Source organism: Vibrio sp. T3Y01, from assembly GCF_013114525.1.
Lineage (GTDB): Bacteria > Pseudomonadota > Gammaproteobacteria > Enterobacterales > Vibrionaceae > Vibrio > Vibrio chagasii_B.
The window spans coordinates 64854-88830 of sequence record NZ_VTXJ01000006.1; the positions used below are offsets into that span (position 1 = coordinate 64854).

Here is a 23977-nt window from a genome sequence, read left to right on the forward strand (position 1 = left end):
CTACTCAATACTGATTGAACCCCATTACGACTTCATGCTCGTCTTTGACTCAGGTTTGATCTGGCTTGAGCATGTTCACAAAGCAATTAGATACAAAAAAGCCCAGTCAACAATGACTGGGCTGGCTTAAAAGAATCTGTTTTATATCAATCCCTAATAACCCGCAGTGGACGGTTTGATTCTATATAAGATAGCGAACATCACAGGTACTACTATTAGCGTTAGTACTGTAGCAAAGCCTAAGCCTGCCATGATGGTAATCGCCATCGAGCCGAAAAATGCATCGAATACCAAGGGAATCATACCCAAGATAGTCGTTAGTGCTGCCATAGACACCGGTCGTACACGACTGATCGCACTATCTACAACCGCTAAGTAAGGATCTTTACCTGTCGCAAGTTCACTGTTGATCTGGTCAAGCAGTACGATACCGTTCTTCAGAATCATGCCGCTTAAGCTAAGTAAGCCTAAGAACGCCGTGAAACTAAATGGCATATTAGTACCTAACAGACCAATTGAAACGCCAATGATAGACAGTGGAACCGTAAACCAAATCACAAGCGGCTTACGTACCGAATTGAACAGAAGCATAGTGATGATAAACATCAACAAGTAGCCCATTGGCAGTGAACCAAACAGAGACTCTTGTGCATCTTTAGAGCTTTCATACTCACCGCCCCAGCTTATGCTGTAGCCTTCTGGCAAATCTAATGCTTCAACCTTTGGTTTCACACGAGCAAACAAACTTGCTGGTGTTTCATCACCCAGTACATCATGGTCAGCCAATACCGTTAGCGTACGTTTTCTATCACGACGCTGAATCAGTGGTTCAGACCATTGAAGCTCTACACCATCAATTACTTGTTCAACTGGAATATAGGTTTGTAGCGACGGGCTCCAAATCTTCACATTGTTTAGCGATTCGAAATCAAAACGCTCTTCTTCCGGTAAACGTGCCACGATAGGTAACATATGCGTACCATCACGCAGTAGGCCGATGTTGTAACCACCAAACGCCATCTGTAACGTCTCGGACACATCAGTTTTTGAAATGCCTAGGCGACGAGCCTTAGATTCGTTGAACAGCGGTACCAGCTCTTTAGTGCGTTCACGCCAATCGTGACGAACGTTTCGAGAACCAGGGTCAGCTAACAAGATGTCTTCCACTTGTACCGCGATATTACGAAGTGTTTGTGGATCAGCGCCGCTTATACGCGCTTCGATTTTAGATGCTGGTGATGGACCAAACTCAATCAGTTTAAATTGGAACGTCGGTTGTTCAAATCTATTGGCCAAGTCTTTGTCTAGTCCTTCTAGAACTTTAAACATGGTGTCACGGTCAGTGGTTCTTACTTGCAACTGGGCGTACGCTTCGTAGCTCTTTTCTGGTTGGTATGTCAGAGCGAAACGTTGCATGCCCTGCCCAACCGTTGTCGTTACAAACTCCACGTCGTCTTGTTGACGAATGTAACTTTCCACTTTTTCAGTCTGCTTGATGGTTTCACGAACATCGGTACCTTCTGGCATCCACATGTCGACGTAAAACATTGGCGTGTTTGATGGTGGGAAGAACTGTTGCTTCACCATACCGAAACCAACAATTGATGCAGCCAGCAGAGCAACCATGCTCACCACGGTTAACCATCGGAAGCGCAGTGCGAATTTCAGAGACGCGCCGAATACAACAAACAGAATACCTTTGTATGGATCTTCGTTCTCATCGACCTTGTCTTCTTCTTTCAGCATCATTTCTGCAAGGAACGGAGTCAACGTGAGTGCCGTAACCCAACTTAAGAATAATGAGAAACACAACACCCAAAACAGTGAGCCCATGAACTCGCCTGTCGCGTCTTTCGACAAACCAATCGGTGCGAAGGCTGTAATAGCGATAATGGTCGCGCCCAATAATGGCCATTGTGTTTGTGTCACGATGTCTTTCGCTGCTTGAAGTTTAGTCTTACCTTTCTTCAAGCCAACCAGAATACCTTCAACGACGACAATCGCATTGTCCACCAGCATACCCAACGCGATTATCAGTGCACCCAGTGAGATACGGTGCAATTCCACGTTGTTGTAGTCCATCAAGATGAAAGTACCGAATACCGTCAACAGAAGAACTAAACCGATGATCAAACCACTGCGTAATCCCATCGCAAACAACAGTACAATGATAACGATCGCTACCGCTTCAACTAGGCTGATTAAGAAGTCAGCCACTGATTTATCGACTTCTTGCGCTTGGTTGTAGAAATAGTTCAGTTCTACACCCGCTGGTTTAATACTTTCTAGGCGATCAAGTTCAGCATCGAGTGCTTTACCAATCTCAACCACGTTTACGCCTGAAGAAAACGCTATACCTAAATTAATTGCAGGCTTACCGTTATACGTTAATACATTGCCTGGTTTTTCTTGAATACCGCGAGTCACTTCGGCAACGTCTTTCAATCGAATCAGATTACCTGTATCGCGACCATGAATGATCAGGTTTTCTAGCTCTTCAACCGTGCTCAATGTGCCGTTTGGCTTGATTGTTAGACTTTGACCATTCAGCATCACCTCACCTGCAGATACCACACTGTTTTGTTGTGCTAACAGTGACGTAACCGTCGACATATCTAGGTTCAATGCGGCTAAACGTTCCAGTGACATCTCGACAAACAGTTGTTCTTGTTGGTCACCGGCAATACTTACTTTACCGACACCGTCGACCAGTTCGATTTCACGCGTTAGGTAATCGGCGTACTGTTTTAGCTCAACGTAGTCATAGCCATCACCGGTCAGCATGATCATCACACCGAATACGTCACCAAAATCATCGATGATCTGAACGGAATTAACACCACTTGGCAGAGTTGGCTGTAGATCGTTTATCTTTCGGCGCATTTCATCCCAGATCTGGGGCAGCTCGTCGGGACCGTAGTCCATCTTCATGCTGACCATAATTTGAGACATACCATTCGATGAGGTCGATGTGATCTTATCGATATAAGGCAACTGTCGTATCTCTTTCTCAAGTGGATACGTCAGTTCCTCTTCAACTTCCATTGACGTAGCGCCAGGGTAAGTTGAAATAATCATGGCATCTTTAATGGTAAAAGCTGGGTCTTCTAAACGGGATAGATTACCAAAAGAAGTGACACCGCCAATGGCTAAAATGACTAGAAACAGCCAGCTAATTACTTTGTTCTTTATTGAATATTCTGCGATGTTCATTCTGCTTTTCCTGACAATTTGATTCCGTCACGGAGTTTTCTTAGATTTGAATTTACGAGTACGTCACCTTGTTCGATACCATGAGCAATGAGTGCGCCGTGGCCGCTAACCTTTTCGACTTCAACTTCGCTCTTGAACGCTTGGCCGTCTTCCATTTTCCAAACGTAAAATTGATTCGCTTCGGAGCCCGCTTCTAGCGTCGTCATAGGTAATTGGTAGCCCTGAACATCGCTCAAGCCAGCCTTTGCCATATCGACATTCACGGTCACGCTCGTACCCGGCAGAATTTCATTTTCAGGTTGTTGCATCTGCATCCAAAACTCATAAGTGCGAGATTGCGGGTGCAGTTCGCTTGTGTGTTCTAGGTAAGTCAGAGGGTATTGGCCAGAGTGTCCACCGAAGGTTGCTTGTGGACGGTAGCTGCTGGAACGCATGTCTGGGCTAATCGATGCTAAGATCGAATCCGATACTTGAATACGCACGTAAACTTTATCGTTCTGATACAAGCTAAGTAGCGTTTCTCCTGGAGTCGCGTTTTCAAAGCGTTCCTTGTCTACCGTGGAAACCGTACCTGAAAATGGTGCGAGCAATTTGGTGTAACTGAGCTTACGCTCCGCTGCTGCTAAATTTGCCGACGCAAGCTTGTAATTAGCCGTCAATTGATCGTGTTCAGATTGCGACAACATTTTGCTGCCAAACATCTCAGTACCACGTGCGAGTTGTTTACTGGCTAGCTCGAACTGGGACTTTGCGTCAATAAGGTCTTGAACGTAAGTAGCATTATCTAACGTTGCGAGCAGCTGCCCTTTTTCTACTGCGTCCCCCGCCTCTACGGTTACTTGTTGAATTTCACCAGCCAGCTTAAATGACAATGGTGTGAGTTCTGCAGGCATAACCTGACCGTTAAAGCTTCTATACTGATCGGTCAATGGTGCGCCGACTTCAAAAGTTGACACCAACAAAGGCGGCTGTTCGCGATGTTGGATTTCATTATTACAGGCCTGAAGTAACAACGCTGATGCAACAACCACTGATAATTTAGAAAGGTTCATTAAATACCACCCTCACGTAGCCATGCTTTTACTTGTTGTCCTTCAGATAAAACATCGACACCTGCTTCTACGATTAAGTCGCCCGAAGACAGACCATCAATCACATTACCTTGTTTATTCAGAGTGACTTGTACCTTAGAAATCAATTGCGAATCTGGGTTGTAGCGCCACAACTCACCATGGTCCGTGTCTTTGCTCAACCAAGCTGAATCAACAATACCGATACCGTAGTCCGATCGGTTTTTCTGTACTTCCACTTGCGCTGTCATTCCTGAAAGCAGGTTTATATCTTGAGGCTTTTCGATGGACACAACCGCTTGGTAGCTGTTGGTATCTTCGTCGGGCTGAGTTGATATCTCTTTAAAGCGAGTTGGGATACGAATGCCGCGGTGGCTATCCATCACAACCCACATGTTTGAGCTTGTTAGATCTTGAATCGAACGGTCTTCGAGTTTTGAAACTGGAATAGAGAACGTCACATCCATTTCGCCGTTGTTCAAAATGTTTAGAACTGGCTGTTTCTCCGCAATTAGCTGATATTGCTTACCAAATACCATCGATACCACGCCATCGAAAGGAGCAACTAATGTCGTGTAGCCAAGGTTTGTTTTTGCTTGGTCCAACTCAACTTCAGCGGCAGTAAAAGTGTTAAGCGCTTGGTCGTAATAATCGGTACTCACAAGCTTTTTCGAGTACAACTCCGAAGCCTGCTTGTATTGACTGTTCGCAAGGTCAAATTTCGCTTGTGCAGCATCAACCGCAATTCGGTAATCCGTTGCATCTAACACGGCTAAAACTTGGCCTTTCTTAACTTCTTGTCCCATACGAACATCGAAAACTTCGATATCGCCACCCACTTGGAATGACAACGCAGCACGATCTGTCGCGTCGACCTTTGCGATAAAGCTATCAAGATCAACATCCGTCTGTTGGGGGATCTCAAATAACTTTACGGGCTTAATAACCTGTACATTTTCTTCTGACTGAACCTTGTTACATCCGGCCAGAGAGCCTGCGAGTAACAGCGCGGCGATCACTGCACCTACCTGCTTACTTGTTTTGGCGAGAATAGACACCTTGGATTGCATGTTGCGTCTCCATTTAATTATTATGATTTACTACACAGGTGTGCAGTATATTGAAAAACTGCAGATTCACAAGCTTTACTTTCCACTTGTGCAGTATTTTTTATTTCAGTAAAAACAGTGTAGAATGTCGTAATCGGATAAATGTGTGAAATGAAGATGACTGAAAAGAAGCAAGGTAGAAGAAGCGCAAAAGACGCTGAAGAAACTCGATTTCAAATAATGACTGTGGCTGCAGAGATGTTCTGTGACTCTGGTTACGAACGTGTTTCGTTGCGTAATATCAGCGAAAAAGCTGGTGTATCTCATAGCCTCATTCGCCACCATTTCGGTAGTAAAGAAAAGATATGGCACGCAATAAGTGATTGTTTACATGTGTATTTTCAATCTTACATCAGTAAAATCATGCAGGAATTGCCAAAAGGTGTTGCACCGAATATTTCGATCTATTTGTTTGCCATGCGTCTGTTTACTAACATGATCCATTCTCGAAGACCAATGCAGCTTCTCTCAGATTCTGTACGTCAAGAAGACAACCTCGTTGACTACTTTATCGATAATGTGGGCGATCTTGAGTATGAGATAAACATGCTTGCAGACCAATACAACAAAGCGAATCCGGAAAAAGCCGTCAATATTTATGAAATTAAATGGCAAATGATTATGTTCGCGAACGGCGCAGTTTGCCTAACTCCCTTCATGGAAAGTACCTGGAACGAAGGTGATATGGAGGCAACGGCTGAAGAAGCGCTAATGAAACACTGGCAGATGTTCAATAAACAAATGGTTAATCAATTTGCTATTGAAGAAGAATGGGTACTTAACCCTAGCACTCTAGAAGAATTAATTTATGAAGTGCCGTGCGAGTGGAAATGTAACCCAGAACACAACCACCACTGACATCAATTCCAGGCAATAATAATTTGAACGATACAAAAACGCGCCGTTACATCATTCATGTAACGGCGCGTTTTTATTGGAAAGGTTCAGAAAGCCCGGTTATCGGCGAGCCTTACCACGATTTTGGTGAATCTTGAGCTTTGCTTTCATTTTACGCTTTTCTGCTGAACGGCTTTTACTACGACCACCTCGCTCAGGTGACACATCTTGCTCGGGGCTAGGTTCAAAGCCCTTTAGCCACTCTTGAGGTAGACGTGTATCGAGTAGTCGCTCAATTGCGCCCAGCAAGTACGCTTCATCGTGGCTCATAAGAGAAATTGCAAGGCCACTATTCCCCGCGCGGCCTGTACGACCAATACGGTGCACATAGTCTTCCGCTTTGTAAGGCATATCGTAGTTCACCACTTGTTCAAGCTGCTGAATATCGATGCCACGGGCAGCAACATCGGTTGCGATAAGTGCTCTTACTTTACCTGATTTAAAATCGTCGAGGGCTTTTTGGCGAGCACCTTGGCTTTTATCACCATTGATTGATGCCGCTTTAATGCCATCCAATTTGAGCTCTTTAACCAAAGCATCTGTGCCCTGCTTCGTCTTAGTAAACACCAATACCTGTTGCCAGTTATTTGAACCAATTAAGTACGCTAGTAATTCGCTTTTGCGCTTCTTATCGACTGGGTAAACCATCTGTTTAACCGTCTCAGCAGTGCTATTGGTTGGTGTCACTTGAATTTCACTTGGTGACTGCATCATGCGGTGCGCAATGGCTTTGATTTTGTTGTCGAACGTTGCCGAGAAAAACAGAGTTTGTCGCACTTCATTCATACGCGAAAGAATACGTTTGATATCTGGCATGAAACCCATGTCTAGCATGCGGTCAGCTTCATCTAATACCAATACTTCTGTTTGGCTCAACATGATGTTCTTAGTGAACATGTGGTCTATTAAACGACCCGGAGTCGCAACTAAGATATCGGCACCTGCACGTAGGTTATCGGTTTGGACCTTCATGCTCACTCCACCATAAGCCACTACCACTTTGAGGTCTGTGCCCTTTGCGTAGCTAGTTACGTTATCAAACACCTGTTGTGCAAGCTCACGCGTTGGCACTAAAACCAGAGCACGAACTAACTTAGGGTTTGGAATAACGTTATCTTTGGTTGCGAGTAATCTTTGAATAATTGGCAAGCCAAAAGCCGCTGTTTTACCCGTACCCGTTTGAGCACCAGCCAGCACATCTTTGCCCTCTAATACCAAAGGAATCGCTTGTTCTTGAACACTGGTTGGAGCCGTAAAATTAAGCTCTGATAGCGTAGCAAGTAGATGCTCAGACAATCCTAGTTGGTTAAAAGATTTCGTAGATTCAGACATAGTATGATGCTCAAAGATTAAATAGGCGCGGATTGTAGCAAACCTGCATTACGCTGTTTACCTTTCCTTTTGATTTTTCTGTAATTGGAGTGCATTAAACTCGTTTGCTTCCTTCAAAACCATGGGATAAAGCTCATTAAAGTGACACTGCAACGTATCATAGTGAATTTCTAAGTCAGCATAGCACGCTTTAAGCAGACCGAGCTTTGGCCTTCTCAACGCCATTCGTTGTAACACCATTTCTATGGATGACATCTCTTGATAGCTCTCTAACCACCTCTGCTCAGCCATTTTTTGGTGAACAGTAATGAAGTGCTCAGGCCAATGTGGCTCTTGGTTTTCAAAGATCTGCTGATGGCTGTCGGAGCAAAAATGGTCAAGTGATTGTGTCGAGAACTGAGCCCAATGATTAGCTAAGCAGTGGTCCCAGAATACATCGAGTGCAATAGGCGCAAAGCGTTTCGTTTGATTTGAAAAGAGTGATTTAGCAGAACGAGAAACCTCGTGCCTATCTGTATAACTGTCTACAAAGCGATGAAGTCGAATGCCATCAGAAAGTGAGTCTGAATAATATTTATTTGGGTCGCCTTTAACGAAGTCACCTAACAAGTTTCCTGCTAGGTTGCTCTTACAGTGTTTGGCGATATGAAGGTGTGCGAGAAAGTTCATTGAACCTCATTAAAGTGTCGAGAACTAAGTAACATGGTAAACGTACTTGTTTATCTTCGCGAACTTTAATGAGGATAGCTTTTGGTATGACGAGTGAGCGAATCAGATTTGCTCAGTATAAGAATTGAAATGAAACGTTAGTTAGAAGATGTAAAAAGCTCTTCTGCTAACTGTTTAACTGTCTGTTCGTAGTCAGATAAATCAATGCCAATTTCCATAGCATCTAACAGCTCAAGACTTTCGTCATTATAAGATTGGTCACTCATTGTGCCCCCTCTATTCCTTGGTGTGGACGTGTTGTCCAATTAACTAGTGCACCATCTTGGACTTATATTATGTCACTTTGATGAACGCACTCTACTCTACCCATTCCATATTTATAGCTTGAAGCTACTCGCGATCATCAGCGCTTATCTACGCTAAAGGGGTATACGCGAACTACATATCTACTGCCAGCTTACACCAAGTACAACAAATTACTCTATAAATTTTGAAGCAGATCATGGTCAAACGTTTGCTTCACCCTTTTAAGTGCCTAGACCCAAAATTAATGTAAACATAAATTTACAGTGGATATTTTTGATTACATTAGATGTTGCATTTGGAATTAAACTCAATCAGAATACTTCAAAATCGAGATATTCTTTGGGTTTATGCGCTTAAGCTAGAAGAATTACAATGAAAACACACTCCAACGTAAAGAATTATATACAATGAATAAATCAAAGGTTTTCGGTAGTACTTTGATCATTGCAGGCACAACGATTGGTGCTGGCATGCTCGCTCTTCCTCTTGCTTCTGCAGGCATTGGCTTTTCAACTTCACTTTTCTTGATGCTTGGTTTGTGGGCATTAATGGCGTTTACAGCATTATTAATGGTTGAGCTTCACCAATTCGTGGAGTCCGACGCGACCCTACACACACTGGCTCACACGATTTTAGGTACTAAGGGGAAATGGATTGCGAGCTTCGCGGTTATGTTCCTGTTTTATGCTCTATGCGCAGCTTACATCGCGGGCGGTGGTGCACAGTTTAATCAGCGTATTTCAGATATAGCGGGTATTGAACTGAACGGTCAAGTCACGACTTTACTCTTCACACTGCTAGTAGCGGGCGTTGTAACCATTGGCACACACAGTGTTGATAAAGTAAACCGCGTTTTATTTGGTTTGAAACTGATCGCTATGGTTCTGGTACTTAGCTTCCTAGCACCAAACATCACTTCTCAATACCTATTGAGCATGCCTTTACAGCAAGGCCTGATCGTTGCAGCTATTCCTGTCGTGTTCACGTCTTTCGGCTTCCACGGCAGTATCCCTTCTATCGTAAGATACCTAGATGGCGATGTACGCTCGCTACGTAAAGTAATGATCATCGGCTCTGCTTTGCCTTTAGTTATCTACATTTTCTGGCAAGGCGTTACTTTAGGCGTTGTAAGCCAAGAACAATTACTTTCTGACACTAGTCTAGGTGCCCTATTGGTTTCGTTGTCGCAAACGGTGCACCAATCAAACCTTAGCGTCATCGTAGGCGTATTTGCCGACCTCGCTCTTCTCACTTCATTTATCGGTGTGAGCTTGGGTCTATTTGAATTTATGGGCGACTCATTAAGCAATAAGCTAGGTAGTGCAAAACGTGTTAAGACTGCGATTATCACTTTCTTGCCTCCACTTGGCTTTGCACTGTTCTACCCGCAAGGCTTTATCATGGCGTTAGGCTATGCAGCAATTGCACTCTCAGTGCTAGCGATTCTGTTGCCTACCGTGATGGTCTATAAAGTACGTTACACAGATTTCACGATCAACACTCAAGACACCGCTGCAGCCTACCAAGTGCTAGGTGGAAGCAAGGCGTTGTTTTTAGCAGGGAGTATTGGTGTATTTATTATTGCGATTCAAATCCTTATATCAGTAGGGTTATTACCTTCACTGGGCTAATAACGGGTTACGCGAATGATATAATTGATCGAGATCTCATTAATGACATATCCATATCATTAGTTTTCACAATTACTCGGCTTACATCACATTTTTATTGAGGTCGGTTATTTAGAGTCCACGGTAAAGGATTTACCGTGGAGTTTTTATGAAAGAAGTACAATTTCGAACGATAGACAAGCTGTTTATCAAAATGTCTATCAACGATAAGTTTTGGGTTATTTTCTTAATCTTTTTCGCTGCAGTAGCAAGCTTATCTGGCCTCAACTATGTCAATAAAATGGAGCAAATTGACACTAGTGCAAAACAACAAGCCGAATACCAATTACAAGGCATTTTATCAGCCTCAGATATCCCAACTAGCGTAAGTGGCGTGACCCAACAATCAAACCCTCACGCTACAACGATTTCAGATAAAGGCGTTGTTACGGCAACGGCAATCGGTACCGACGGTAAATACTATTCACTGACCCTTCCTAATTACGATACTCAAGACCAAAAACAGCAAGCACTGTACACTTTATTACTCAGCTTTTTATGGTGTGTCCCTTTCGGTCTTTTCTGCTACTGGGTTGCCACTTTCTTAGGAGGCGCACTTTGGGTACTTTATACAACAACTCAAAAGATTGGAGATGGCGATTTAACCTCTCGACTCGGCTTCCACCCAGGACGTGATGAGTTTGGAACGATTGGCTGCGCACTTGACCGATCAATGGATACTCTGACCGAACTGGTAAACAACGTTAACCAAAGCGCCGCAACGCTTAGCGAAACCTCTTCTTCTTTTGAAACTGAGATGAAGCGCAGTGAGACACAAATTATGAGTCAAAACGCTTCGCTAGACTCTGTTGCAACAGCAATGGACCAAATGACAGCTTCTGCAAACGAAGTATCTAACATTTCAGCACGTTCGACCGAGCAGACGGAGCAAGACGCACAACAAATTAACGACAGCCACGCGAAGGTACAACAAGCAATTTCAGAAATAACTACCCTGTCTTCTTTGATCGAGCAAACCTCTTCTTCTGTGACCAGCTTGAATGTGAACACCAGTCAAATAAACGAAGTGATAACCACAATCAATGCTATCTCAGAGCAAACAAACCTACTCGCATTGAACGCGGCCATTGAAGCAGCTCGTGCGGGCGAACAAGGACGTGGTTTCGCGGTGGTTGCTGATGAAGTACGAACGCTGGCTAGCCGAACTCAATCCGCAACGGTAGAGATCCAAGCTATGATTGAGCGTTTGCAACAAGAAAGCCAAAACATTGCAAAGATTACCGAGCAAACCGTCGATCAAGCGCAGACCAGTAGCCAGCTGATTTCAAACATCGGTGACGACGTAAACTCAATTGCTGATTCCGCACAAGCGCTAATGGACATGAGTATTCAAATCGCCACATCTGCTGATGAGCAAAGTAACGTAGCGAATACCATCGCCGCAGAGCTCAATGACATTCGCAGTCAATCCGATGTAATAAAAGAAGTCGCTCAAAACTCATCGAACGGTGTATCAAAGCTAACGGACGCATCGATTACCCTATCTCAGACTTTAGCGAGATATCGCACTTAACCTAACGAAGATGAGCGTCATGGCGCTGGAAAATAATAATCGCCAGCTTCTGAACTAGAAAAAATTGAAAGCAAACTAAAAAGGACTCGCTATGAGTCCTTTTTTAATAAAATCCGCCAATGTCATTACATTTACCATGGGTACTAACGATGAGATTATCATTACCATGAAGCAAGTCGCAAAGGAGAGAATATAAGGGAGCAAAACTGTCTAATAAACGAGCTTAGGAGTAATCTAGCTATACGGGTCTTTTTTCGCTTACCCTCTTGCTGCAGGTGACACATAATGAATAAAACAGAAGCACCAAACACCGAAGACGTGACATGCCCTTTATGCCAACATGACGAATATCTACTCTCGGAAAGTGGAGAGAAGTTTACTTGCGCATCCTGCGGATTTCACACAAAACAATTTAGTAAAGTACTCAGCCTTCAATTGGGCGCTAACCCACGAAAGCTGCAGAGCTCGGTTTATCACCACTTGAGCAGTGCTTGCCATTAATCCAAACGGAAATTTCTTCCAAACTATAGATATCCTGAGCCGCCAGCTCTGCTGTGTCGGCTTTTGGGTCATCACTTAATGTCTCATCTACATTCGGTCTTAATCTGAACGACTGAATACCCGCTCTTACACCTGCTTCAATACCTTTCAAGGTATCGTCAACATAAATACACTCATTAGGTAAAAAACCCATATTCATTGCGGTATACATGATTAAGTCTGGCTCTGGTTTCCAGCTGTTTGCATCAAACGCCGAAAACACTTTCCCTTTAAAGTCATCAAGCATACCTGTCATTGCGAGAGAAGATTCAACTCTAGATTTCGGCGCATTAGAAGCAATACAAAATTCGATGTCTTGATGTTTGAGGAATTCAATCAGTTCGATAGCACCATCCATCGGCTTCAAGTGACGTTGGAACAAGGCTTCTAATTCAGTGCGATATAAAGGTTCGAGTGTATCAATAGAGATGGATAGACCAAGACGAGCCTGCGTGTCCATTAAAATATCTGCTAGCTTCCCGCCTTGAAAGTGAGCGTAGCAGTCGTTGAGGTTTAAGTTGGCCCCAAATTCGCTGAAGACATTGACTAAGGCTTGGCAGCACAGCTTTTCACTGTCGATAAGCGTGCCATCGCAATCAAATATCACACATTTAGTCTGTTCTAACCGCATAGTTCTCTCACTCAGATTCAATCCAAGTTTTATCCTATAGGGTTCTTTCAAAGTGAGGGATGACTGAGGTAACAGTTTACGGATGCATGCTTATTTCTCTTCGCAAAATATGCAGCAGATCACCTTCTGAGTCGCCATAAGCAACAGTTATCATCAAATTATCACCAGGCTCACAGTATCAATGCCTAAAAGCTTTACAAAAAACTGAAGTTAATAGGAGAAAATATAAATCTTAGAATACAAAAATCGTTGTACGAAGTATTAACTGACTGGCGACTCTGCTTCGACTTTGGATTTATCCTCTATCTTGAAGGTATATTCAAAAGCTGCGGTGTCAGGATAGGCATCTCGTATCGCGACAAACTCTGGTAAATGCTTCAGAAGTAACTGAGTCAGGTTAGGATCAAACTGATAGCCGCATTCTCGCTCAAATAAGTCTACAACCATATCTAAAGACCATGGCTCTTTGTAACAACGAGCGCTCAGCAATGCATCAAATACATCCGCGACCGCAGTAATACGAGCAAACAAGTGGATTTCTTCACCCGACTTACCATTTGGATAACCGGCGCCGTCCCAACGTTCATGGTGTTCATTGGCAATAATCGCCGCTAGGTTAGTAATATCACCTGAACCGCTCTTCAACAAATTGTAACCCGCTGTGGTGTGAAGCTTCATTACCTCCCACTCTTGCTCGGTTAGCTTACCCGGTTTGTCGAGAATAGACTCTGGAACCGAGATCTTACCGACATCGTGCATTGGGCTGATGATCTCTATCATCTCGACTTCGCGGTGACTCAAACCGCTGTGCTTGGCTAACAATGCTGACAACTTAGCCACGCGTTTAACATGATTGCCTGTCTCGCCTGAACGTGTCTCAATGGCCTCACCTAGTACATGAATCATCTCTTTTTGGACATTCAAAGTTTGCTTTTGCAGGGACAGAATGCGCTTGTTCTTTTTCGCTAGCTCTTTCTTTTGGCGTAAAGTGATGAATTGCATCACGACAATCAAACTAAGACCCGCAATAACCATGGTCAAACCCAGAAGCAGTTGAAAGTTCTTACGCAGAAAAGAGGAAGGCTCGTTGATAATCACGGACTCTTTAGGCAACGCGCTTTCGCTTAAACCGTATTTCCGAATCGCGTCGTAGTTGAAAACGAAACGTACGTTATCACCTGGTACCAAAGAGCTTTTAAAACCCAGTGGTACATATTTGTCGAGAGCATCGACAGCCTGTTCCCCCATGCTTTGTGAGTGGTTCACATAGCCACCTAGAACGTCCCCTAAAATATAAAACTGCCAAAGAGCGAATACGGGCGCTGCACTCGCCTTAGATAGCTTCTCAGCAATTTCCGTATAAGAGTGGTAAACACCTTGGGTTAGCTCTGTATTGTAGTGGCTGATTAGCACTGCATCGTCAGGAGAAATGTTTTTCAGGTATTGGCTGGCCTGCTCCAGTGTTTGATTATTGATTTCAACTAAATTGATTTGTGGGAAGCCCGCCATGACTTTATGAACTTCTTTACGGATCAGCTGAGACGTGACACTGTAATCATTTACAAAGTATAAGTTCTTGATATTAGGGCGTAGTTGAGAGATAAGCTCGATATTAATATCAATATGATCATTCTCATAAAGCACGGTCGCTTTATCACTCACCGCATACATGTCGGTGCTGAGATCATTGATACCGACTGCCACTACTGGCGTCGAACGGTCAATAATAGAACTCAATGATTCAAGGGAGTTGGCAGCGTTATCATCTGTCACAATAACCCCCTCAAATTCATAATCTGAATATTTGGCTTCGAAGTATTCGACTAGAGAGTCATAGTATTGTTGGCTGTGGATACGCTTGGTATCTAGGTGCTCAATAGAGAGCTTAACTTCGCTTTGAGATTGCTTAAACGCACTATCGATGCCCTTTTGGAAATCCGCGGTCCATTGGTAGGAAGGTTCGTAGGAGTGAAGAACTAGGATTTGTTTAACATCCCAGTCATTAGCATAAATCACAGGAGAAAAAGCGCTAACACACAATACAGCGATTGAGATCAATAGCTTGTACATACCGAACCCTTTTTAAAAGACGGTGTATTGTACTCAGATTAACGCTTTCTCAAAGGATCTTTAGTTCTCGAACCACACTTTATCGAAAGAACCTTGATCTTGTGCCCAAAAATCATGTAACTGTTTAGCAAACCCGACAATATTTTGATCGTCTTGGTTAACAATATCCGATATTAACACTTCATCTTCACTGACGGTCACAATCGCACTCGCCACTACGTCACCGTTTTTAGTGCCGACATATAAGTCATGCTCATCTGACAACATGATTTGGCTCAGGAACTCCAAGATATTGGCCCTTTCGGCTTCATCTTGATACGCACTAGCTTGGTTGAGCGAGAAAAGTACCGTGAGTTTGTGATAATCCACTTTGTGCAATTCATCGATGTGTGAGGGAGTTTGAGCTTGCGGAAGGAGTTGGTAAGTTTTTTGGGAAAGTTGTTTTCTATAGATATCTAAACCTAGAAGGCTCTCTTTTGCGGGGTATGCAATGTCGAGTTGGCTAAATAACCATTGATTTTTCTTTAATGCTATTTCAGGTATTTCGTTATTCATTCTTTTAGTACCTACAGTTAGTATCCCCAAATATCGCAGTTATTTGGAAGACATACGGTCGGCTGAGGCGCCGAGCTACATGCAGAGAGCATACAGAGCATCACCAAGGCCAACAAGTACTTTAAATGCTTCATATTTTTCATTATGTAACAACATCCTTTAAGAACTTAGCGAAAAGCTCTACACTCGTATTCAAGCTTTCAATTTTCCTTATAGTAAACAGAACTATACAAATAAAAAGGACTTCTTATGAAAAAAGCCTTAATAGCAGCCGGTATCATGACAATGTTAGCAGGCTGTTCGGACAACGAGGTTGGCGACGTATCTTTAGGTTTCTTCACAATGAAGGACATTAAGATGTCATCATTAGACGATGACAAAATTCCAGGAGTGACTTGTCACATCGCTTCCATCGAGGCAAACCTCAGCCTTTCTGATCCAAGTGACAGCTCTATTTCTTGCCGCCAAACGGGTGAAATCACGCCTGAAATGATAGCGAAGATTGATAAGAGTAAATCAGGTGAAGTGGTGTTCAAACAGTCGAAAAGTATCTTCTTCAAGACCATGAAAGTTCGCCGTATCTACGACGCTGAGAATCAATCTCTACTCTACTTGTCTTACACAACGAAAGAGACTGAAGGCAGCTTCAAACATAGCTTGTCTACCGTTCCTCTATGGGGCACAGAGGCTTATGTTGATCCTGCGACACTAGTACCAACAGAATAATCAATACGAATCACCTGTACAGACATTGTGCAGGTGATTCAAAATGTAATAAAAATGAAAGAAACAGAAACAAAATGTGATATCATGCGGCAAAATTTTTTCACTGTATTTTTCATATGAAGTTTCCTGGACAGCGTAAATCTAAGCATTACTTTCCAACTCACGCACGTGATCCGTTGGTCAACCAAATTCAACAAACACCTAAACTGCACCGCGCAACGATCGTTGGTGTCGGTCAAACGATTGTTGATATCGAAGCCCGTGTTGACAGCGTGTTCCTAGATAAATATGAGCTGAGTAAAGGTCACTCACTTGTATTGGAAGAAAGTAAAGCCGATGCGCTGTATGAAGAGCTTGTAGAGCGCGGTTTGATCACGCATCAATACCCAGGCGATACTATCGGCAACACACTGCACAACTATTCCGTACTTGCAGACAGCAAATCTGTGCTGCTTGGCGTAATGTCTAAGAAAATTGAAGTTGGCTCATTTGGTTACCGTTACCTATGCCGTACTTCTTCTCGTATGAACCTAAACCACCTACAAACTGTTGATGGTCCAATTGGTCGTTGTTACACGCTAATCACCGAAGATGGCGAGCGTACGTTTGCTATCAACGAAGGACACATGAACCAGCTTCTTCCTGAAAGCATTCCTGAGAAAGTCTTCGAGAAAGCATCAGCGCTTGTCGTGTCTTCATACCTAATGCGTGGTAATCCTGAAGATCCAATGCCAAAAGCGGTACAAAAAGCGATTGAGTATGCAAAAGCGCATAACGTGCCAGTTGTTCTTACGCTTGGTACAAAGTACGTGATCGAAGGTAATGCTGAATGGTGGCAAGAATACCTGAAAGAGAACGTGACTATCGTTGCGATGAATGAAGACGAAGGTGAAGCGTTAACAGGCGAAAAAGATCCACTTCTTGCAGCGAACAAAGCTCTAGAGTGGGTTGACCTAGTACTGTGTACTGCTGGTCCAATCGGCCTTTACATGGCAGGTTACACAGACGAGCTAGCCAAACGCGAAACTACGCTTCCACTATTGCCAGGTAATATCCCTGAGTTCAACAAGTACGAATTCAGCCGTGCAATGCGTAAGCAAGACTGTGAAAACCCAGTAAAAGTGTACTCTCACATTGGCCCATACCTTGGTGGCCCATTAGAGATTAAGAACACTAACGGTGCTGGTGATGGCGCACTTTCAGCTCTGTTACACGACATGGCAGCAAACAGCTACCACTTCGTTAACGTACCAAACTCAGAGAAACACGAGCACGCGTGTCTAACGTACTCTTCACTGTCTCAAATTTGTAAGTACGCAAACCGTGTAAGTTACGAAGTATTAACACAGCACTCTCCTCGCCTTTCTCGCGCATTACCAGAACGCGAAGATAGCTTAGAAGAAACATACTGGGATCGTTAATCCACGTTACTTATTACCTGAGTTACCTTTCCTATCTTAAAGGGCTGCGATATGCAGCCCTTTTTGTATTAAACGTAAATGTGTGCACTTAATGCAAAATCAAATCGAATATTTTGCTCATTGAAGATTTGATCTCGCGCAATGACTCTTCAAATCTGTTATCTTCCAGCACATAATTCCTGTGGTTTGCCTTTACTTAGCAAATTTATACAGTACCATCGCCACGCAAACGTTTACGTACCACCTTTCGGTTCTGATATAAGGATCAAATATGCAGTCTGATATCGATATTTGTCGCTCTACTTCCCTTAAAAACATCAGTGAGGTTGCCAAGCACGCTGGCCTACAAAACAATGAACACCAGCCATTAGGGCAATATAAATCGAAGGTGTCTCTCAAATCACTTGAACGCTTATCAGAGAAACCTGACGGAAAACTGGTTGTTGTGACTGCGATTACGCCCACGCCACTCGGTGAAGGTAAGACGGTAACGACCATCGGGTTAGCGCAAGGGCTTGCCAAGATTAACCAATCAGCAATGGCGTGTATTCGCCAGCCTTCAATGGGCCCAGTATTCGGTGTTAAAGGTGGTGCTGCTGGCGGTGGTTACTCTCAAGTTGCGCCTATGGACGAATTAAACCTTCACCTGACTGGCGACATTCATGCCGTAACGGCCGCTCATAACCTTGCCTCTGCAGCGATCGATGCACGTTTCTATCACGAACAACGTGAAGGCTTAGAAGCTTTTGAGGCGCGCTCTGGCTTGAAAGCCTTGGATATCGATTCCAGCAGAATTGTTTGGAGACGTGTACTCGATCATAATGACCGCGCATTACGTATGATCACTGTGGGTAAAAACGAATCTGATAAAACGATCAACGGTTATGAACGCGAAGACGGATTTGATATCTCAGCGGCCTCAGAACTTATGGCTATTTTAGCACTGGCCGATGACCTTCAAGACTTACGTCAACGTATTGGTCGGGTTGTTCTTGCCTACAATAATCAAGGTCAACCTTTAACCGCAGAAGACTTTGGTGTCGCTGGTGCAATGACAGTGACGATGAAAGACTCCATTGAGCCGACATTGATGCAAACGCTTGAAGGCGTTCCAACCCTAATCCACGCCGGTCCATTCGCAAACATCGCCCATGGCAACTCATCAATTATTGCCGATAAGATTGCGCTAAAACTGAGTGACTTTGTGGTGACTGAAGGCGGTTTTGGTTCTGATATGGGCTTCGAAAAAGCATGTAATATCAAAGCGAAAGCTTCCAATAAGAAGCCCGACTGTGCGGTAGTTGTTGCGACATTGCGTGGGTTAAAGGCTAACTCAGGCTTATATGACTTGAGACCTGGTAATCCACTACCAGATTCAATCTTCAGTGATGACCAAGATGCGCTAATTGCTGGTTTCGAAAACCTAAAATGGCACATCAACAACGTTAAGCAATATGGCGTGCCTACTGTTGTTGCCATTAACCGATTCCCACAGGATTCAGAGCAAGAACTCGCTACGTTGAAACAGATGATCACAGAATTTGATAGCAAGGTAACAGTAGAAGTCAGTGAAGCGTTTGGCAAAGGCGGTGACGGTGTCACTCAACTCGCTCATGCCGTAGTCAAAGCATGCCAGAGTGACAGTGAATTTAAACCACTGTATCGAGCAGAGCAAAGCTTAGAAGAGAAACTTATGGCGGTTGCGGAAATCGGTTATGGTGCGGCGAGCATTACCCTATCCCCTCAAGCGAAACAGCAACTAGCGGAGTTTAAACAGCACGGCTTTAACGAGTTATCTGTATGCTTAGCAAAAACACCACTTTCTATTTCAACAGAAGCACAAGTCAAAGGTGCACCAAGCCAATTTGACGTTCCTGTCAGGGAGCTAAAACTGTGTGCGGGTGCCGGATTTATTTACGCTCTATGTGGCAATGTAATGACGATGCCTGGATTACCAGATAAACCAGCATTCATGTCGTTAGACATTGATAGCAATGGAAATATTGTTGGCCTTAGTTAGACACCTTTATCCAGATAAATATCGAAAAATCGAGATTTAAACGCTTCTTTTTTCGGAACGAAAGTCTATATCGAGCAACCGTTTTGTTGTTGATGGGTTGCTCGATAATCAAGCTCAATTGCACAAAGTTGCAGTAAAACCACAATAATATGCAAAACTTGTCTTAAGTTCTGGGTCAAGATCACATTAAAAACCCTATAAAATATATAGTATTGCGCTGATTCTTTGAGGACAGTGATGAATACAAGTATAAAAAAACTAGTCGGCCAATTTCTGTGCACCGTATTTGCCCTAGGATTAGTCCCTGCCCTCTATATCAACTCTGAATTAGACAGAGTAGAAGCCCAGCACTCGTTAAACATTAAGCAATCTAGCCAAAACCAAATCGAATACAGCTTTCATGAGCTAGCGGTCATCGTTGAGCAGATCTCCGATTCAGTCCCTTCTATAGCTGAATCAAAAACACTTCTGCGTGCAATCAACGAACCATCGACCGTTCATACTGAAGCACTGCAAGATCTTTGGGTTATGTTGGCTCGCGGTCAGAAGTACTATTCTCAATTACGCTATCTTGATTTAGACGGGAATGAAGTCTTCAGAGTTAATTACAAAAATGGTCAAGCCAAGGTCGTACCCACGAACGAACTTCAAGACAAATCGTCCCGTAACTATTTTGAGGTGCTCAAACAATTAAAGGTTGGCGATGTCAGTAGTAAAGGGATTGATCTAGAGGTTGAAAATGGCGAAATTGTTCGACCTTTAGTACCGGCGCTTCGCATCATGTCACCAGTAGCTGATAACAACCACATCATTGGTTACTTCATTGCTAATCTAAATATGCTTGAGATTTATAAGCGCCTTCATTATCAGATTGGTGATTCTTCTGCCGTTCCAATCATCCTTAACAAGACGGGTCACATCATTATGGGTCCAGACCCTTCTGAGTCGTTCGGCCATGTAATTGAAGCGCGTTCAGAACAAACCTACGCCAAACAGTACCCAAAACTTTGGGCAGCGATACAAGACAACACCTCTTCTAGCTATTTTGATGGTAAAAACTGGTATTTTCACGCCAATATCAGCCCGAAGATCAAACAGTTTGAAGGCCCTATCTACATGGTTCTTCACGTCGAAAATCAACAGTTTAATAGCCAATATCAACGCGAAAACCACGCCATCGTTGTACAGATCGTTACCTTAACGATTTTAATCTCAATGATCTCGGCAGGGTTTGTGCTCTGGAACAGAAACCACAAGAAAAACAGTATTGAAAGCCAGTTAGCAAAAGCCGCGATGAACGGTATGTCTGCCTTAGTAATCACCGACCGTAATAACCGCATTATCAAGGTAAACCAAGAATTTACACGCGTAAGCGGCTATGACTTAGAGGATGTTAAAGGTCGTCAACCATCGATGTTTGCGTCCGGTCGATACAATGAAGAGTTCTACATTAAAATGTGGGGCGTAATCAAAGAGAAAGGAATGTGGGAAGGTGAAGTGGTCAACCGCCGTAAAGACGGGTCGTTAATCACCGAAATACTTCGCATCCAAACCATCAAAGACGCTAAAGGTGTGATTCAGTTTTATGTCGCATCGTTTGTTGATATCAGCAAACACAAAGAGCTTGAGAACAAACTTAGAAACTTGAGTGAAAAAGATGCCTTAGCGGGATGCTGGAATCGACGTAAGTTTGATCTTGAGCTGCGTGACGAATGTTCTCGTATTAATCGTTACCCTACCCGCGAGCACTCTTGCTTAGCGATTTTGGATATCGACCACTTCAAACGAATCAACGATAGATTTGGTCATGACTATGGCGATCGAGTGATTCAGACCGTTGCTCAAGTATTGCAACGTGAGTGTCGTGAAACTGACTTCGTTGCGCGTATTGGCGGTGAAGAGTTTGGGGTTATTCTGCCTCACACCACAACAAAAGAAGCTGACTACGTACTTAATAGACTGCGAATTGCGGTTAGCCTTGAGCTAGACAGTATTGTTACCGTCAGTGCCGGTATCACCAACCTAACGAGCGATCCGGCTCTCAACTATAAATGTGCCGACTTGGCGCTATATGAAGCGAAAGCCGCGGGCCGTGATAGCGTATGTTTGTTCTTAGACACAGAGATGAGTGAAATCGCCTAGCTCCAAAGCGTCAGCTAGGCAACCTTCTTGGTTCAATAGCTATCAGTTTGGCGCAGGGTGAAACTCTAACTTATTTCCTTCAACCACGAGAATGCAATCCATCTGAGCAGCGTGAGCAGCTTGTTTACCAAGGTCCGTATCTTCAAATACCACACATTGCTTTGGTTCTAATCCCATACCAAAGCAAGCATCCAAAAACGTATCAGGGTTCGGCTTATGATTTTTGACGTCTGTAGCGGTAACAAGAATATCGAGCTTGCTAAGAATGTTCGTCTTTTCTAGAAGCTGCTCCGCACTCTTGCGCTGGCTTCCAGTACCAACTGCAATCTTTTTGCTACCTAGGTGTTCAAGCAACAAAGAGTGCGTACATGGGATAACATCTCCCTTTTCTTCAATTGCCGCAAATGAAGCCATTTTGAACGTTGACACTGCCTGGGGATCGAGAGACAAACCGTATTTACTGTTTACTTCACCTGCTATTTTGTAGCTCGGCATACCGCCCAAACTATGCAACCAAGATGCTTCAAAATGAAAGCCGAACTCATCAGCTGTCTGCTGCCATGCCTGTACATGCGCTGGCATTGTGTCGATCAACGTACCGTCCATATCAAAGATTAATCCCTCATATGCCGTTAAATCTATTTTCATTGCTGCTACCACTCTTTAAGAAAGTTACTGATACCATAACCAATATTCAGTATCATGACGCTATATTACCGTTCAAAATGGAAGTTTATGTTACAAATATCTAACTCTGTATCCATTCAAGACTGGGAGATCCAGTTAACTGCGATCAGAGCTCAAGGTGCTGGAGGCCAAAACGTCAATAAAGTATCGAGTGCAATACACCTTCGCTTCGATATCAACCACTCCACTCTACCCGATTTCTACAAAGAAAAGTTGTTAGCCTTCAAAGATAGCCGAATTACTAAAGACGGTGTGATCATAATTAAAGCTCAACAATATAGAACGCAGGAACAAAACCGAGAGGACGCGTTAATACGCCTGAAAGAACTGATTTTAGAAGCGACAAAAGTTCAGAAAGTAAGAAGAGCCACTAAGCCTACACGTAGCTCGCAAAGAAAACGTCTAGAGAACAAAAAACAAAGAAGCAATACCAAACAACTTAGAGGAAGAGTGAGCTAGCTGCTTCATTTCCCCTTGGTGCACCCATCACCAATGAAACAACTGCTCTACTCGGTTTACGCCCACTGTCCCCTCTCTATTTCGGTTTTTTGATCGATAAAATCAGCTTAATTAACAGCAGCCGCTCTTCACTAGTGAGTAAACGACTGACCGCGGCGACATCTTCAGCCGTCGCATGAGAAGCGCCTACTATATCCAGAACAACATCCAAATCTGTCACTTTTAGCGTTCTGGTTATTGAACGATATTGAGACATCTTAATATCTGCTTCACCGCGTTCGATTCGCTGATACGTTTTCAAACTCATACCTGCACTAGCTGCGAGCTTTTCTTGTGATAAATTCGCTCGCTTCCTGCGCTCAATCAGTGCCATGATTATCGGCTCTTGTGACATAGGGCTCTCTCCACTAGACAGTTATGACCTAATTTCAGCAAGAAGCAGACCATATTGACTTGCCCATGTTTACATAAGCCATCAAAGGCATATTATTCGAGCCTTAAAAAACCTTACGTTTCATAAACCTCAACGCAAAGGTCAGTGATATGTATTTAGGCGAATAAACTTGGTTTAACCAAGGATGGGAAATATTAGAAATTGCAAATTGCGAACAAGAAAGACGTCGAGTTGGAAATTGCGAATTATTACAAATTAGCGTTTCCTTGCATTAAGCAGACTTTGAATTCAAACACTACCCGTGCTGATATTATTGCAGTTCAGCACAGGCTTCTGACCTACAAAGAAGTGTTGTTACACGCAGAGATGCTTGATGATAAAGAGCTCAAACTGGCCTTTTCTGCGTTAAACCTTAATGAGAAAAGCGTGGCGAAAGGCGGTATTCTCAGTATCAATAAAGCGATTAAAGAAATGGATGAAATAATCGAAAGGTACAGTAGGAAGACCAATGTAGTGTTCACGTAACCACGGA

20 protein-coding genes are annotated in these 23977 nt (G+C 43.5%); 9 read left to right on the plus strand and 11 right to left on the minus strand.

All coding sequences use genetic code 11. The features are described from left to right. Positions 1 to 153: 153 nt before the first annotated feature. Genes F0232_RS08355 through F0232_RS08365 form a run of 3 tightly spaced genes read right to left on the minus strand, consistent with a single transcriptional unit; the run spans position 154 to position 5353 of the window. A complete protein-coding gene (locus tag F0232_RS08355; protein WP_105058175.1) occupies positions 154 to 3213 on the minus strand; it encodes an efflux RND transporter permease subunit in 3060 nt (1019 codons plus the stop codon). Further along, a complete protein-coding gene (locus tag F0232_RS08360; protein WP_105058174.1) occupies positions 3210 to 4265 on the minus strand; it encodes an efflux RND transporter periplasmic adaptor subunit in 1056 nt (351 codons plus the stop codon). Before F0232_RS08360 ends, F0232_RS08355 begins: the two co-directional genes overlap by 4 nt. Then, positions 4265 to 5353: an efflux RND transporter periplasmic adaptor subunit gene (locus F0232_RS08365; protein WP_105058173.1), complete on the minus strand. Its 1089-nt coding sequence runs from the start codon at positions 5351 to 5353 to the stop codon at positions 4265 to 4267. Before F0232_RS08365 ends, F0232_RS08360 begins: the two co-directional genes overlap by 1 nt. 150 nt (positions 5354 to 5503) lie before the next feature. Here F0232_RS08365 and F0232_RS08370 point away from each other — a divergent pair, with 150 nt between their 5' ends. Then, positions 5504 to 6250, plus strand: a complete 747-nt coding sequence (locus F0232_RS08370) for a TetR/AcrR family transcriptional regulator (RefSeq protein WP_171750740.1) — start codon at positions 5504 to 5506, stop codon at positions 6248 to 6250. A gap of 99 nt (positions 6251 to 6349) precedes the next feature. On the opposite strand, the gene F0232_RS08375 is transcribed toward F0232_RS08370, so the two are convergent. The 3 genes from F0232_RS08375 to F0232_RS25175 form a co-directional block, all read right to left on the minus strand. After that, positions 6350 to 7621 (minus strand): DEAD/DEAH box helicase, encoded by a 1272-nt coding sequence (locus F0232_RS08375; protein WP_061030982.1) that lies wholly within the window; start codon positions 7619 to 7621, stop codon positions 6350 to 6352. 57 nt (positions 7622 to 7678) lie between these two features. Further along, positions 7679 to 8290: an ACP phosphodiesterase gene (locus tag F0232_RS08380; protein WP_105058171.1), complete on the minus strand. Its 612-nt coding sequence runs from the start codon at positions 8288 to 8290 to the stop codon at positions 7679 to 7681. 137 nt (positions 8291 to 8427) lie between these two features. After that, positions 8428 to 8556: a hypothetical protein gene (locus F0232_RS25175; protein ID WP_008216938.1), complete on the minus strand. Its 129-nt coding sequence runs from the start codon at positions 8554 to 8556 to the stop codon at positions 8428 to 8430. Positions 8557 to 9003: 447 nt separating this feature from the next. Here F0232_RS25175 and F0232_RS08385 point away from each other — a divergent pair, with 447 nt between their 5' ends. Both F0232_RS08385 and F0232_RS08390 read left to right on the plus strand, forming a co-directional pair. After that, positions 9004 to 10227 carry an aromatic amino acid transport family protein gene (locus F0232_RS08385; RefSeq protein ID WP_061030984.1) on the plus strand — a complete coding sequence of 408 codons (1224 nt, stop codon included), beginning with the start codon at positions 9004 to 9006 and terminating at the stop codon, positions 10225 to 10227. A 148-nt stretch (positions 10228 to 10375) separates the two neighbouring features. Next, complete coding sequence (locus F0232_RS08390) at positions 10376 to 11800, plus strand: methyl-accepting chemotaxis protein (RefSeq protein WP_008216941.1); 1425 nt, start codon at positions 10376 to 10378, stop codon at positions 11798 to 11800. A gap of 442 nt (positions 11801 to 12242) precedes the next feature. On the opposite strand, the gene F0232_RS08395 is transcribed toward F0232_RS08390, so the two are convergent. The 3 genes from F0232_RS08395 to F0232_RS08405 form a co-directional block, all read right to left on the minus strand. Then, entirely contained in the window at positions 12243 to 12971 is a 729-nt protein-coding gene (locus F0232_RS08395; RefSeq protein ID WP_105058169.1) for an HAD-IA family hydrolase, read from the minus strand. A 261-nt stretch (positions 12972 to 13232) separates the two neighbouring features. Further along, positions 13233 to 15041 (minus strand): HD domain-containing phosphohydrolase, encoded by a 1809-nt coding sequence (locus tag F0232_RS08400; RefSeq protein ID WP_105058168.1) that lies wholly within the window; start codon positions 15039 to 15041, stop codon positions 13233 to 13235. Positions 15042 to 15101: 60 nt separating this feature from the next. Beyond that, complete coding sequence (locus F0232_RS08405; protein WP_105058167.1) at positions 15102 to 15596, minus strand: hypothetical protein; 495 nt, start codon at positions 15594 to 15596, stop codon at positions 15102 to 15104. 249 nt (positions 15597 to 15845) lie between these two features. Between F0232_RS08405 and F0232_RS08410 the strand changes: the two genes are divergently transcribed. The 4 genes from F0232_RS08410 (at position 15846) to F0232_RS08425 (ending at position 21905) form a co-directional block, all read left to right on the plus strand. Then, a complete protein-coding gene (locus F0232_RS08410) occupies positions 15846 to 16322 on the plus strand; it encodes a CreA family protein (RefSeq protein WP_061030989.1) in 477 nt (158 codons plus the stop codon). 116 nt (positions 16323 to 16438) lie between these two features. Continuing rightward, on the plus strand, positions 16439 to 17743 hold the full coding sequence (locus F0232_RS08415; RefSeq protein ID WP_105058166.1) for an inosine/guanosine kinase: 1305 nt from the start codon (positions 16439 to 16441) through the stop codon (positions 17741 to 17743). A 271-nt stretch (positions 17744 to 18014) separates the two neighbouring features. Next, positions 18015 to 19763 carry a formate--tetrahydrofolate ligase gene (locus F0232_RS08420; protein WP_105058165.1) on the plus strand — a complete coding sequence of 583 codons (1749 nt, stop codon included), beginning with the start codon at positions 18015 to 18017 and terminating at the stop codon, positions 19761 to 19763. Between the two features lie 237 nt (positions 19764 to 20000). After that, a complete protein-coding gene (locus F0232_RS08425) occupies positions 20001 to 21905 on the plus strand; it encodes a diguanylate cyclase (protein ID WP_105058164.1) in 1905 nt (634 codons plus the stop codon). A gap of 42 nt (positions 21906 to 21947) precedes the next feature. On the opposite strand, the gene F0232_RS08430 is transcribed toward F0232_RS08425, so the two are convergent. After that, positions 21948 to 22553 (minus strand): beta-phosphoglucomutase family hydrolase, encoded by a 606-nt coding sequence (locus F0232_RS08430; protein ID WP_105058163.1) that lies wholly within the window; start codon positions 22551 to 22553, stop codon positions 21948 to 21950. 87 nt (positions 22554 to 22640) lie between these two features. Here F0232_RS08430 and arfB point away from each other — a divergent pair, with 87 nt between their 5' ends. After that, positions 22641 to 23051: an alternative ribosome rescue aminoacyl-tRNA hydrolase ArfB gene (gene arfB / locus F0232_RS08435; protein ID WP_105058162.1), complete on the plus strand. Its 411-nt coding sequence runs from the start codon at positions 22641 to 22643 to the stop codon at positions 23049 to 23051. A 76-nt stretch (positions 23052 to 23127) separates the two neighbouring features. Here the strand turns inward: arfB and F0232_RS08440 are convergent, their stop codons facing one another. Beyond that, positions 23128 to 23445 carry a helix-turn-helix transcriptional regulator gene (locus F0232_RS08440; protein ID WP_008216956.1) on the minus strand — a complete coding sequence of 106 codons (318 nt, stop codon included), beginning with the start codon at positions 23443 to 23445 and terminating at the stop codon, positions 23128 to 23130. Positions 23446 to 23646: 201 nt separating this feature from the next. On the opposite strand from F0232_RS08440, the gene F0232_RS08445 reads away from it, so the two are divergent. Continuing rightward, complete coding sequence (locus F0232_RS08445; protein WP_061030994.1) at positions 23647 to 23970, plus strand: hypothetical protein; 324 nt, start codon at positions 23647 to 23649, stop codon at positions 23968 to 23970. The last annotated feature ends 7 nt before the right edge of the window (positions 23971 to 23977 follow it).